The sequence below is a fragment of the Paraoerskovia marina genome (assembly GCF_900105445.1).
In the GTDB taxonomy this organism is placed as follows: Bacteria; Actinomycetota; Actinomycetes; order Actinomycetales; family Cellulomonadaceae; genus Paraoerskovia; species Paraoerskovia marina.
In genome coordinates, this window is the sequence record NZ_LT629776.1 from 1,414,050 (window position 1) to 1,427,238 (window position 13,189).

Sequence of the window (13,189 nt, forward strand, 5' to 3'; positions counted from 1 at the left end):
CCATCGTGACCAACCGCACCGTTCTCGTCCTGCTCGACACTCCGGCCACGGCGTTGCGCTCGCCGGCCCTGGAGATCCTCACGCTCGCGCGGTCGCTCGGCCGGGTCGAGGCCGTCGTCACCGAGGCGCCGTCGGTCCAGACGCTCGCCCAGCTCGGGAGCCACGGCGTCGAGCTCGTCCGCCAGGCGGAGCTGCCGCCCACGCTCGGTGAGTCTGCGCACCTGTCCACCACGGTCGCGCAGGTGCTCGCTGCCGCGGTTCGTGCCGCGGACGCCGACGCCGTGCTGCTCACCTCGAACTTCGTCACCAAGGAGATCGCGGCGCGCGTGGCGCACGACCTCGACGCCGGGCTGGTCGTCGACGCCGCCACGCTCGTCGAGGGGCCGGACGGGCGTCTCGTGGCGGGCAAGCGGGTCCTCGCCGGGTCGTGGGACACGGAGTGCGAGATCACGACGGACGTGTCCGTCGTGACCGTGCGCTCGAACGCCGTCGTGCCGACGACCGTCGACCAGCCGGTCGAGACCACCGTCGAGGGGTTCGCCGTCGACGTGGCGGCCGGCGCCGTCACGGTCGTCGAGCGGACCGTGTCGGAGATCGACGACGCCGGTCGTCCGGAGCTGGCCGAGGCAGGGTCCGTGGTCGTCGGCGGCCGCGGCACCGACGGGGACTTCGGTCCCGTCGAGGAGTTCGCGTCGAGCATCGGCGCTGCGGTCGGGGCCACCCGCGACGTCGTCTTCGAGGGGTGGTTCGACCAGTTCGTCGGGCAGACCGGCGTGACCGTCACACCGCGCCTCTACGTCGGGGCCGGCGTGTCGGGCGCGCCGCACCACCGCGGGGGCATGCAGGCCTCGCAGGTCGTGGTGGCCGTCAACAACGACCCCGAGTGCCCGTTGTTCGAGATCGCCGACTTCGCCGTCGTCGGCGACCTCGCGGACGTCCTGCCGCAGGCGGCCGCCGCGATCCGCGCGCACAAGGAGTCCTGACCCCGACCGGGGAACCCGGTGGCGGGCCGTGACGCGGCCCGCCACCGGTCAGTCGATGAGCTGTTCGAGCCAGGAGAGCGCGGCCACGGCCTGAGCGCGCTGGAACTCGCGCAGGTGCGGGATCGAGACGGGCGCCGGCTGCAGCGCCGAGTGCAGGAAGTAGCCCGTGATCCCGGCCACGACCGAGCGCAGGTCCCGCTCGTGGACCGTGCCGCCGAGGGGATGCGCCTCGAAGACGCGCGCGAGCTCGTGCCCCATCATCTCGCGCTCGCGGGCGCTCGAGCGGATGTCGACGCCCTTGAGCTCTGCCGCCACGCCCTGCATGCCCACGCTCGGCAGGAACAGCGCGAGGTCCAGCCACGCCGCCCCGCGCGACGCGTACGGCCAGTCGAGCAGCTGGACACCGGCGTCGGCGACGACGATGTTGTCGGCGCGCAGGTCGCCGTGGACGATCGACTCGCCCTCGCACGCGATCAGGACGCCCTTCTCCAGCTCGGCCAGCTCGTCGAGCCGCTCGGGGACCCAGGAGCCGAACACGGAGAGGCCGGGGTTCGGCTCGGCGACGAGCTGTGCCCAGCCGGTGCACTGTGCCGCCAGGTCGGGCCCGGTGGGTCGTAGTCCGAGGTCACGCGCTCCCGGCACCCGGGCCAGGTCGTCGATGGCGGCGAGCACGCGGGCGAGCGCGTACCGCGACCACGGCGTGATCGGGTGGCGCCCCTCGGCCACCTCGAACGCCAGGACGACCCACTCGTCGTCCAGGGCCCACAGGAACCGGGGTGAAGGGACCTCGTCGGGGATCCGCACGGCTGTCTCGCCCTCGGCGCGGTGGAGGTCCGCCGTATAGGGCTCCGTGGCCTCCGAGGCGGCCTTGACGAACACGCGCCGGCCGTCGGCGAGCGTCAGCACCGAGGCCAGACCCGGGCTGAATCCGGTGGTCGACGACGCCTCGTCGACGACGGGGGAGCCGTTCATCGCGTCGATCTCGTCCCGCAGCTCCGAGGGAAGGTCGAGCCACTTGATGCGGTTCGCGCCGCTCTGCGGCGGTCCTCCCGCCGCGTGGAGTTCCGCGGGTCCGGCGGGCGAGGTGGTGTGCGGGTCCGGAACGGCCGCACCAGGAGGCGAGACGAACGGGATCGGGGTCGTCGTCGGGACAGCGTCGGTCATCGGGGCCGGTTCTCGAGTAGATGGTCACGGGCGGCAAGCTGCTTCGGTCAACCTACTGCCGGAGGGCGGTGTGCGCGAGGAGGATTGCGGGCGGTTCGTAGACTGGTCTGTCGTGGAACCTTCGACCTACCTCGATCACGCCGCGACGACCCCCATGTCGCCGGCGGCCGTCGACGTGTACACGCGGGCTCTCGCCCGGACGGGCAACGCGTCGTCGCTGCACACGTCGGGCCGCGACGCGCGGCGTGCCGTCGAGGAGTCGAGGGAGGCGATCGCCTCCGCCCTCGGCGCCCGGCCGAGCGACGTCGTCTTCACGGCCGGCGGGACGGAGGCGGACAACCTCGCGATCAAGGGCACGTTCTGGGCACGGCGGAGCGCGGACCCGGCACGACGGCGCATCCTCGTCTCCGCCGTGGAGCACCACGCCGTCCTGGATCCCGCGTTCTGGATGGCCGAGCACTCCGGTGCGGAGATCGTGCTCCTGCCGGTGGACGGCGACGGTCGCCTGGACGTCGAGGCCCTGCGCGCCGAGCTCGCGGCACACGCCCCGGAGATCGCCGTCGTCTCGGTGATGTGGGCGAACAACGAGGTCGGCACGCTGCAGCCCGTGGACGAGGTCGTGCAGGCGGCGAGGCCGTACGGGATCCCCGTGCACACCGACGCCGTGCAGGCCGTCGGGCAGGTTCCCGTGGACTTCGGTACGAGCGGCGTGGACGCGATGACGGTGACCGCGCACAAGATCGGCGGTCCCGTGGGCGTCGGTGCCCTCCTCGCCTCGCGGCGGCTCGCACTCACCCCGGTCGTCCACGGCGGTGGCCAGGAGCGCGGCGTGCGGTCGGGCACCGTGGACACGGCCGCGGTCCAGGCCTTCGCGACCGCGGTGACCGAGTCGGTCGCCGACCAGGAGCGCGAGGCCCGACGCCTGGCCGCTCTGCGAGACCGGCTCGTCTCCGGCGTGCGGGCCGGTGTGCCGGACGCGACGCTGCGCGGTCCGGCCGTCGACTCGGGACTGCGCCTGCCGGCGAACGCCCACTTCACGTTCCCGGGGTGCGAGGGGGACTCGCTGCTGTACCTGCTCGACTCCGCCGGGGTCGAGGCGTCGACGGGCTCCGCCTGTCAGGCGGGAGTCCCGCAGCCGTCGCACGTCCTCCTCGCGACGGGCGTGCCCGAGGACGACGCGCGCGGGGCCTTGCGGTTCTCGCTCGGGGCCACCACGACCGACACAGATATCGACCGACTGCTGACCGTCCTGCCGGACGTCGTCGACCGGGCCCGGGCCGCCGGCCTGACGAGCACGCGGCGGACGGCGACCGGGGGAGGAGCCCGCTGATGCGAGTACTGGCTGCAATGTCCGGAGGGGTGGACTCCGCCGTCGCGGCGGCGCTCGCCGTCGAGGCGGGGCACGACGTCGTCGGCGTCCACATGGCGCTCTCGCGCAACCGCGACCAGTTCCGGACGGGGTCGCGCGGGTGCTGCTCGATCGAGGACGCCGGTGACGCGCGGCGGGCGGCGGACGTGCTGGGTATCCCGTACTACGTGTGGGACCTGTCCGAGCGCTTCGAGGAGACGGTGATCGCGGACTTCGTCAGCGAGTACGAGGCGGGACGGACCCCGAACCCGTGCGTGCGGTGCAACGAGCACATCAAGTTCGAGGCGTTGCTCGACAAGGCCACGGCGCTCGGGTTCGACGCCGTGGCGACGGGTCACTACGCGCAGGTCCTCCGGCGCGAGGTCCCCGACCTGCGCACGGGCGCCGAGCCGGGCGCGGTGCGGACGGTGACCGAGCTGCACCGTTCGCCGAACGAGCAGAAGGACCAGTCGTACGTGCTCGCCGTGATGGGCAGCGACAGGCTGGAGCGATCGATGTTCCCGCTCGGCGGCTTCGCGTCCAAGGACGAGGTGCGTGCCGAGGCCGAGCGTCGCGGACTGTCGGTCTCGAACAAGCCCGACTCGTACGACATCTGCTTCGTCGCCGACGGCAACACCCAGGGATTCCTGCGGGAGCGTCTGGGGTCCCGTCCGGGGGAGATCGTCGACGCGGAGGGCACCGTGCTCGGTGAGCACGACGGCGCGTACTCGTACACGGTGGGCCAGCGCAAGGGGCTGGGGATCGATGCCCCGGCCGCCGACGGCCGGCCCCGGTACGTGCTCGACGTGAACACGACCACCAACCAGGTGGTCGTCGGTGCCGCGGAACTGCTGAGCGTGGACACGATCGTCGGAGGAGAGGTCTCGTGGCTCGCGCCCGACGTGCTGGACGACGCTGACGAGGACGGCTGGGTCGCCGTCGAGGCGCAGGTACGTGCTCACGGGGAGCCCGTGGCCGCGCGTGCGCGGATCACCGGGTCCGACGTGCTCGAGGACCCCGAGGCGCTGCCGGGCACGGTGCTGACCGTCGAGCTCGTGGGGGCAACCCTGCGCGGTGTCGCAGCGGGGCAGTCGCTTGTCGTCTACCGCGGCACCCGCGTGCTCGGGCAGGCGACGGTGACCTCCTCCGCGCGCACGTCCGCGGGCCGGCGGGCCGCGTCGTGACGACCGTCGCGGCCCGGGGGCCGCGCCCCGGTCTCGAACCCCTCGAGGCGCATCTGGTGCTCTGGGGCGACCTCGCGGAGGTGCCCACGGGCGTCGACGCGGCTCCCGCGCTGGTACAGCTGCCCACGCGCGGTCCCGGGGCGGACGCCGTCGGGCGCACCGGCGCGTTGCTCGAGGACCTCTCCGTCGAGATCGGCCCGCACGGGTGGAAGCTGGCCGACCGCCCGGGCGGCGACGAGCGGCATGCCCGCGCGCTGCTGCGGGACGACGTCGAGGCGCTGAGCATCGCGGCCTCCGGGTATGCCGGGTCGCTCGTCCTCTCGGCCCGTGGCCCGTGGACGCAGTCGGCGGAGCTGTACCTCGCACGGGGCGACCGTGTTCTCGGCGACCGGGGGGCGCGCGCGGACCTTGCCGGTTCCCTGGCCGTCGGGCTGGGCGACCACGTCGCCGACGTCAGACGACTGGTGCCCGGCGCGGACGTCGTCGTGCACCTGGACGAGCCGCTCCTGGCCCAGGTGGGTGCCGGGGTCCTCCCGACCTTCAGCGGGTACTCCCGGATCCGCGCCGTACCCGGCCCGGAGGTCGTGGAGGGCCTGCGCACGGTGGTCGACGCGGTCCATGCGGCGGGGGCACGCGTCGTCGTGCACGGTGGGGCCTCCTGGAGCGTGGTCGGGCCGATCGTCCTCGCCGGTGCCGACGCGCTCGGCCTGGACCTCGTGCCGGGCCGTTGGGACGAGCGGCTCTGGGAGCAGGTCGCGACCGCCGCCGAGCGTGGGGTGGCGCTGTGGGCGGCACTGCCTCCCGCGCAGGTCTCCCAGTGCTCCGGGCCGGACGTCGTCGCGCTCGCCGACGCGGTGGCGGTGCCGTGGCGGCGGGTCGGGCTCCCGGTCGTGGGGCTCGACGGCGTCACGCTCGTCGAGTCGGGCGACGTGGTCGCCCGCGGGTCCCTCGACCAGGCCCGTGCCGTCACGGGGAACCTCGGCCGGGCGGCGGCCGTCCTCGCGGAGCGCGCCTCCGCCTGAGCCGGACGGTCCGTCGGGCTGGAGCTCTAGTCGTCCGTCGCGGCGAGGTGGTCCCACAGGTACTCGTACTGGACGGCGGCCATGAACGCGGCCTGGCTGTTGTCGGCGGCGCCGCCGTGACCGCCCTCGACGTTCTCGTAGTAGGTGACGTCCTTGCCGGCGTCGAGCATCATCGCGGCCATCTTGCGTGCGTGCGCGGGGTGGACGCGGTCGTCCTTCGTCGACGTCGTGAACAGGACCGGGGGGTAGGTCCGGTCCCGGTCGAACCGGTGGTAGGGCGAGAAGTCCTGCAGGAACTCCCAGTCCGCCGGGACGTCGGGGTCGCCGTACTCGGCGATCCAGGACGCGCCGGCGAGCAGGTGCGAGTACCGCTTCATGTCGAGCAGCGGGACGGCGATCGCGAGCGCGCCGAAGAGGTCGGGGTGGCGCGTGAGCATGTTGCCGACCAGGAGGCCGCCGTTGGACCCGCCCCGGGCGCCGAGGTGCGGTGCGCTCGTGATCCGACGGGCTGCGAGATCGCGCGCGACGGCCGCGAAGTCGTCGAACGCGCGGTGCCTGTTCTCGCGCAGCGCCGCCTGGTGCCAGCCGGGCCCGTACTCGCCGCCACCGCGGATGTTGGCGACGACGTGGACGCCGCCGCGCGAGAGCCAGGCCCGACCGACGGTCCCCGAGTACGCAGGCAGCTGGGAGATCTCGAAGCCGCCGTACCCGGAGAGGAGCGTGGGCGCGGTGCCGTCGAGCACGAGGTCTCTCGGACGGACGACGAAGTAGGGCACGCGGGTGCCGTCGTCCGACGTCGCGAAGTGCTGCTCGCTGAGGAGCCCGTCGGTCTCGAAGTAGGCCGGGCTCTGCTTGAGCGGTTCGGGAGCGGAGGCGCCGCCGGGTCCGACGGCGGCCGTCGCCAGGGTCGAGGGCGTGAGGAAGTCGGTGGTGACGAGCCAGACGTCGTCGCTCTCCTCGCGGTCCACCGCCCGGGCGGAGACCGTGCCGAGCGCGGGCAGGGCGTCGAACGGCGCGCGCGTCCACGGCGTGCCGGCGGCCGCGTCCGGCGGGGGCGGGGTCAGGACCTCCAGGCGGTCCTTGACGTCGTCGAGCGTCGTGAGGACGAGGTGGTGGCGCGTCCACGTCGCCCCGGCCAGCGACGTCGTCGGGCCCGGGGTGAACAGTGCGGTCAGCTCGCGACCGCCGTCGAGGAAGGTCTCGAGGTCGACGTCGAGCAGCGACCCTGCCGGGAACGTCCTGCCCCCGACGGTCCAGTCCTCGCGCAGGTCGATCACCAGCCACTCGCGGTGGAAGCCGACCTCGGCCGACGGGGGGACGTCGATCATGGTCAGGTCGCCGTCGCGCAGCAGGTAGGTCTCGGACGTGTAGAACGTGCGGGCCCGGTGGACGACGTCCCGTTCGAAGCCGGGCGTGCGGGAGTGTCCGGCACCCACCGAGAGGTCGTCCTCGTCGCCGGCGTAGACGAGCTCGGCCTCGGCGAACGGCGTGCCCCGCGTCCAGCGCACGACGGTCCGGGGGTAGCCGGACGTCGTCGTCGTGCCGGGTCCGCGGTCGGTGGCTGCGAAGACGTGGTCCTCGTCGATCCAGCCCAACGACCCCTTGGCCTGCTCGCGGACGAACCCGCCCTCGTCGGCCGGTACGAACCGGAGGTCGACGAGGTCGAACTCGCGGGTGACGTCGGCGTCGGACCCGCCGGGGGAGAGCGCGACCAGGGCGCGAGCGCAGTCGGGGCGCAGGATGCTCGCGCCGTGCCACACCCAGCTGGTGCCCTCCGCCTCGCTGAGCGCGTCGAGGTCGAGCACGGTCTCCCAGTCGGGGTGTTCCGTGCGGTACGAGTCCAGCGTGGTGCGGCGCCACAGTCCGCGGGGGTGGGCCGCGTCGCGCCAGAAGTTGTAGTAGAGGTCGCCGATCTTCGACACCCCAGGGATCTTGTCGTCCGAGTCGAGCACCTCGCGGACGGCGCGCTCCGTCTCGCGGAACCGCGACGTCGAGGCGACGTCCGTCGTCGTGACCCGGTTGCGCGCGGCGACCCAGTCGAGGGCCGCGGGCCCGTCCACCTCCTCGAGCCACGCGTAAGGGTCGGGGGACGAGGCGTCGAGGGGCATGGCACCACCCTATGTGGGGCGATGTGATCGACGTGACAGCCCGGAAGGGTGCCATTCTCGTGTCGCTCGTGAAAGTATTCACATAGCGAAGCGGCTGGCCCCACGAGCCGTTCGTCCGGACGGCGGGCCGCCGCCGCGTAGGAGGGGAACCGACAGATGGCCGCACGTAGCAAGACACCCGAGACCGTCGCCGGGACGGAGATCGACGTCCTCGTCGCGAACGGGCTCAAGGCGCTCGCCGACTACGGCTCGTTCACGCAGGAGCAGATCGACCACATCGTCACCAAGGCGTCGATCGCCGCACTGCACGAGCACGGGTCGCTCGCGCTCCAGGCCGTCGCCGAGACCCGGCGCGGAGTCTTCGAGGACAAGGCGACCAAGAACATCTTCGCCTGCGAGCACGTGCCCCACTCCATGGCGAACCTCAAGACCGTCGGCGTCATCGGCCGCGACGAGGTCAACGGCATCGTCGAGATCGCGGAGCCCGTCGGGGTCGTCGCGGGCATCACGCCGGTCACGAACCCCACCTCGACGGCGATCTTCAAGGCGCTGATCGCCCTCAAGACCCGGAACCCGATCGTCTTCGCCTTCCACCCGGCCGCCCAGGAGTGCTCGGTCGCCGCCGCGCGTGTCGTCCGCGACGCCGCCGTCGCCGCCGGAGCTCCGGTGGACTGCATCCAGTGGGTCGAGCACCCCTCGATCGACGCCACGGGCGCGCTGATGAACCACGACGGCGTCTCGCTCATCCTCGCGACCGGCGGCAACGCGATGGTCCGTGCCGCGTACTCGGCCGGCAAGCCGGCGCTCGGCGTCGGCGCGGGCAACGTCCCGGCCTGGGTCGAGCGGACCGCCGACGTCGGCCGGGCCGTGCACGACCTCGTGATCTCGAAGTCGTTCGACAACGGCATGGTCTGCGCCTCCGAGCAGGCCGCGATCCTGGACGACGCGATCTACGACGAGGCGATGGCCGGGTTCGCGCGCCTGCACGCCTACCGGACCACCGCCGCCGAGAAGGCGCTCCTCGAGAAGTTCATCTTCGGCGTCGAGGCCACCGGCTCCAACTGCGGCGACGCCAAGCTCAACGCGTCGGTCGTCGGGCAGTCCGCCGAGTGGATCGCCGCCCAGGCCGGGTTCTCCGTCCCCGAGGGGACGTCGCTGCTGCTGGCCGAGATCGACGGCGTCGGCCCGCAGGAGCCGCTGTCGCGCGAAAAGCTGGCGCCGGTGCTCGCGGTGCTGCGCTCGCACTCCCGCGAGGAGGGCATCACCCTGGCCGAGCAGATGGTCGAGTTCGACGGACTGGGTCACTCCGCGGCCATCCACACGAGCGACCAGGAGCTCGTCGAGGAGTTCGGCCACCGCGTCAAGGCCGTCCGCGTGCTGTGGAACCAGCCGTCGGCGCTCGGCGGCATCGGCGACATCTACAACGCCCTGATCCCGTCGCTGACGCTCGGCTGCGGCTCGTACGGACGCAACTCCGTCTCCAACAACGTCTCGGCGGTGAACCTCATCAACGTCAAGCGCGTCGCGCGCCGCAACAACAACATGCAGTGGTTCAAGGTCCCCGGCAAGACCTACTTCGAGCCGAACTCGATCAAGTACCTCTCGGACATGCGCGACGTCCACAAGGTCACGATCGTCACCGACGCGGTGATGACCCAGATCGGCGTCGTCGACAAGGTGCTCCGGCAGCTGGCCGCACGGTCCGAGAAGGTGTCGATCCAGATCATCGACGACATCGAGCCGGAGCCGACGGTCGGGACGGTCACCAAGGGCGCCGAGGCCATGCGCCACTTCCAGCCCGACACGATCGTGGCCGTCGGTGGCGGGTCGCCCATGGACGCCGCCAAGGTCATGTGGCTGCTCTACGAGCACCCCGAGATCGACTTCGCCGACACCCGCGAGAAGTTCTTCGACGTGCGCAAGCGCGCCTTCAAGTTCCCGCCGCTCGGCGACCGTGCCCAGCTCGTGTGCATCCCGACGTCGTCGGGCACCGGCTCCGAGGTGACGCCGTTCGCGGTGATCTCCGACCCGGCCACCGGCTTCAAGTACCCGCTGGCGGACTACGCGCTCACGCCGTCGGTGGCCATCATCGACCCCGTGCTGACGCAGACCATGCCGGCCAAGCTCGCCGCGGACTCCGGCTTCGACGCCCTGACGCACGCGACCGAGGCGTTCGTCTCCGTCTACGCCAACGACTTCACCGACGGCCTGTGCCTGCAGGCCATCAAGATGGTCTTCGAGCACATCGAGACGTCGGTGACGGTCGGCGGTGACGCCACGCTCGCCCGCGAGAAGATGCACAACGCCGCGACGATCGCCGGGATGGCGTTCGCCAACGCGATGCTCGGGATGGTGCACGCCATGGCGCACACCGTCGGGTCGACGTACAACCTCGTGCACGGGCGGACCAACGCCGTCCTTCTGCCGCACGTGATCCGCTACAACGGCGAGATCCCGGCGAAGGCCACGAGCTGGCCCAAGGCCGAGCGGTACGTCGCGCCGGAGCGCTACCAGGAGATCGCCCGCCACCTCGGCCTGCCAGCGTCCACGCCGGACGAGGCGGTCGAGTCCTACGCCCGGGCGGTGGAGGTGCTGCGCTCGAAGGTGGGGATCGAGGCGAGCTTCCGCGAGCAGGGTGTCGACGAGAAGGCGTTCAAGTCGAACCTCGACATGCTGTCCCTGCGGTCGTTCGAGGACCAGTGCGCCCCGGCGAACCCGCGCATCCCGCTGCTCGAGGACATCAAAGACATCCTCGTCGCGGCGTACGACGGGACGTCGCGGGTGGCGGTCCGCGAGGCCCGCAAGGGTTCGGCCGCGACGACCGAGGAGGCGCAGCCGACCCCGGCGAAGAAGAAGTGACGCGATAGCTTCCGCCCACCCGGCGGAAACGGGCGGCCCGGCCGCCCGTCGCGGCCCGACGACGTTCACCCCCCTTCGGCGTCGTCGGGCCGTTCGCGTACCCACGGACGGGTCCTCGACGGCGGACACCGTGCGGCGTATGTCCGGCGGTCGCGCGATGATGGGTCCGTGAGCGAGACGACGAACCCCGCACCGGAACCCGCCGACGGCACGGACGGCGCACAGATGCTCGACGAGCAGTCGGCGCAGCGTCGCTGGGCCGAGCTCGTGGCTCAGGTGGAGGCCGACCAGCGGGCGTACTACGAGGACGACGCACCGACGTCGTCCGACGCGGCGTACGACGCACGCATGCGCGAGCTCGAGGAGCTCGAGACAGCGCATCCGGGCCTCGCGACGCCCGAGTCTCCCACCCAGCGGGTGGGCGGGCAGGTGGCCGCCGGGTTCGCCCCCGTCGAGCATCGCGAGCGGATGCTCTCGCTCGACAACGCGTTCTCCACCGAGGACCTGGCGGCGTGGGCGGTGCGGGTGCACCGTGAGCTGCAGATGGACGACGACGCGCGGGTCGAGTACCTGTGCGAGGTCAAGATCGACGGTCTCGCCATCGCGCTCACGTACGAGAAGGGCCGCCTCGTCCGCGGGGTCACGCGGGGCGACGGTCGGGTCGGCGAGGACGTCACCGCGAACGTCCGCACGATCGCGGGGATCCCGCACCAGCTCGCCGGTGACCCCGGTGGACATCCCGACGTCATCGAGATCCGGGGTGAGATCTTCCTCGGCGTCGACGACTTCGCGGCGCTGAACGAGTCGCTGGTGGCCGCCGGGAACGAGCCGTACGCCAACCCGCGCAACACCGCCGCCGGGTCCCTGCGGCAGAAGGACCCCGCCGTCACGGCGTCCCGCAACCTGCAGATGTACGCGCACGGGGTCGGCGCCGTGCAGTGGGACGCCGGGGACCACGCCGAGCTGGACCGTCAGTCCGCCGCGTACGAGCTCTTCGCCACGTGGGGTGTCCCGGTCTCGCCGCACAACCGCGTCGTCGCCGGGCTCGACGGCGTGAACGAGATGATCGAGCACTACCGGGAGCACCGCCACGACATCGAGCACGAGCTCGACGGCATCGTCGTCAAGGTCGACGAGCTCGCCCACCAGCGCCGGCTCGGGGCGACGAGTCGAGCGCCCCGCTGGGCCATCGCCTACAAGTACCCGCCCGAAGAGGTCAACACCCGTCTGCTGGCCATCCAGATCGGTGTCGGCCGGACCGGGCGCGCCACGCCGTACGCCGTCATGGAGCCGGTCAAGGTCGCGGGCAGCACGGTGCGGCAGGCCACCCTCCACAACCAGGACGTCGTGCGGGCCAAGGGCGTCCGGATCGGCGACGTGGTCGTCCTGCGCAAGGCCGGCGACGTCATCCCGGAGATCCTCGGGCCCGTCGCTGCGCTCGCGGACGACGGGTACCCGCGCGAGGACTTCGTGATGCCGACCGAGTGCCCCGAGTGCGGGACGCCCCTGCGCGCGATGAAGGAGGGCGACGTCGACCTGCGCTGCCCCAACGCCGAGTCCTGCCCGGCCCAGGTGCGCGGACGGGTCGAGCACATCGGCTCGCGGGGAGGTCTCGACATCGAGGCGCTCGGCGAGGTCACGGCCGCGGCCCTGACCCAGCCCCTCGAACCGGCAGAGCCGCCCCTACGCACCGAGGCCGGCCTCTTCGACCTCACCGTCGACCAGCTCGCCCCCATCAAGGTCGTGGTCCGCGACCCGGAGACCGGGCTGCCGCGGCCGTACGAGGGCGTCGGCGAGTCGGCCGAGATCACGATCGCCGACGGGTCGACCCTGGAGGTCAAGGTCGCGCGTCCCTTCCAGAAGAGGCGCAGGCTCTCCAAGGCCGCCGAGACCGCGGCCGTCGAGGCGGGGGAGTCGCTGTACGAGGCCTCGGCGCAGGCGCAGACGCTGATCGACGAGCTCCAGAAGGCCAAGGAGAAGGACCTCTGGCGCGTCCTGGTCAGCCTCAACATCCGGCACGTGGGCCCCGTCGCCGCCCGGGCGCTCGCCGGCTGGTTCGGTTCGGTCGACGCGATCCGGGCTGCTTCCCTCGACGAGCTCGCCGCCGTCGAGGGGGTCGGTCCGACGATCGCCGAGCAGGTGACGGCATGGTTCGAGGTGGGGTGGCACCGGGACATCGTCGACGCCTGGGCGACGGCCGGTGTGAACATGGCGGAGGAGCGAGACGAGTCGACGCCACGCACGCTCGAGGGGGTGACCGTCGTCGTCACCGGGTCGCTGGAGAACTACTCCCGGGACGGGGCCAAGGAGGCGATCATCGCGCGCGGCGGCAAGGCCTCGGGGTCGGTGTCCAAGAAGACGGACTTCGTCGTGGTCGGGGAGAACGCCGGGTCCAAGGAGGCCAAGGCACGCGACCTCGGCCTGACGATCCTCGACGAGGACGGGTTCGCCACGCTCCTCGACGGCGGGCCGTCGGCCCTCGGGTAGGCGGGTGGGTCTGACCAGCGCTCCTCGACGTGCA

General features: G+C 72.3%; 8 protein-coding genes. 6 read left to right on the top strand and 2 right to left on the bottom strand.

Annotation, left to right across the window (positions count from 1 at the left end):
• Positions 1-5 precede the first annotated feature (5 nt).
• The gene (locus tag BLU20_RS06350) at positions 6-983 is read left to right on the top strand and encodes an electron transfer flavoprotein subunit alpha/FixB family protein (protein ID WP_083371996.1); all 978 of its coding nucleotides are present in this window, start codon (positions 6-8) and stop codon (positions 981-983) included.
• Positions 984-1,031: 48 nt separating this feature from the next.
• Here BLU20_RS06350 and BLU20_RS06355 read toward each other — a convergent pair whose 3' ends face one another.
• Positions 1,032-2,147 (bottom strand): phosphotransferase, encoded by a 1,116-nt coding sequence (locus BLU20_RS06355; RefSeq protein WP_083371997.1) that lies wholly within the window; start codon positions 2,145-2,147, stop codon positions 1,032-1,034.
• Positions 2,148-2,259: 112 nt separating this feature from the next.
• Here BLU20_RS06355 and BLU20_RS06360 point away from each other — a divergent pair, with 112 nt between their 5' ends.
• From BLU20_RS06360 to BLU20_RS06370, 3 genes are read left to right on the top strand one after another with little or no spacing between them, the layout of a single operon-like run.
• Complete coding sequence (locus BLU20_RS06360; RefSeq protein ID WP_269457230.1) at positions 2,260-3,477, top strand: cysteine desulfurase family protein; 1,218 nt, start codon at positions 2,260-2,262, stop codon at positions 3,475-3,477.
• Positions 3,477-4,679 carry a tRNA 2-thiouridine(34) synthase MnmA gene (gene mnmA / locus BLU20_RS06365; protein WP_083371998.1) on the top strand — a complete coding sequence of 401 codons (1,203 nt, stop codon included), beginning with the start codon at positions 3,477-3,479 and terminating at the stop codon, positions 4,677-4,679. The genes BLU20_RS06360 and mnmA overlap by 1 nt, the downstream gene beginning before the upstream one ends.
• Positions 4,676-5,701 (top strand): uroporphyrinogen decarboxylase/cobalamine-independent methonine synthase family protein, encoded by a 1,026-nt coding sequence (locus BLU20_RS06370; RefSeq protein ID WP_083371999.1) that lies wholly within the window; start codon positions 4,676-4,678, stop codon positions 5,699-5,701. Before mnmA ends, BLU20_RS06370 begins: the two co-directional genes overlap by 4 nt.
• A 26-nt stretch (positions 5,702-5,727) precedes the next feature.
• On the opposite strand, the gene BLU20_RS06375 is transcribed toward BLU20_RS06370, so the two are convergent.
• Positions 5,728-7,809 (bottom strand): prolyl oligopeptidase family serine peptidase, encoded by a 2,082-nt coding sequence (locus tag BLU20_RS06375; protein WP_083372000.1) that lies wholly within the window; start codon positions 7,807-7,809, stop codon positions 5,728-5,730.
• A 156-nt stretch (positions 7,810-7,965) separates the two neighbouring features.
• Between BLU20_RS06375 and adhE the strand changes: the two genes are divergently transcribed.
• A complete protein-coding gene (gene adhE / locus BLU20_RS06380) occupies positions 7,966-10,668 on the top strand; it encodes a bifunctional acetaldehyde-CoA/alcohol dehydrogenase (protein WP_083372001.1) in 2,703 nt (900 codons plus the stop codon).
• A gap of 225 nt (positions 10,669-10,893) precedes the next feature.
• The gene (gene ligA / locus BLU20_RS06385; RefSeq protein ID WP_083372946.1) at positions 10,894-13,155 is read left to right on the top strand and encodes an NAD-dependent DNA ligase LigA; all 2,262 of its coding nucleotides are present in this window, start codon (positions 10,894-10,896) and stop codon (positions 13,153-13,155) included.
• Positions 13,156-13,189: the final 34 nt, after the last annotated feature.

What these genes read in the sequence shown, in the direction of transcription:
- BLU20_RS06355 (WP_083371997.1), bottom strand. Translation starts at nt 2,147, where the DNA reads ATGACCGACGCTGTCCCGACGACGACCCCGATCCCGTTCGTCTCGCCT.
- mnmA (WP_083371998.1), top strand. Translation starts at nt 3,477, where the DNA reads ATGCGAGTACTGGCTGCAATGTCCGGAGGGGTGGACTCCGCCGTCGCG.
- BLU20_RS06375 (WP_083372000.1), bottom strand. Translation starts at nt 7,809, where the DNA reads ATGCCCCTCGACGCCTCGTCCCCCGACCCTTACGCGTGGCTCGAGGAG.
- adhE (WP_083372001.1), top strand. Translation starts at nt 7,966, where the DNA reads ATGGCCGCACGTAGCAAGACACCCGAGACCGTCGCCGGGACGGAGATC.
- ligA (WP_083372946.1), top strand. Translation starts at nt 10,894, where the DNA reads ATGCTCGACGAGCAGTCGGCGCAGCGTCGCTGGGCCGAGCTCGTGGCT.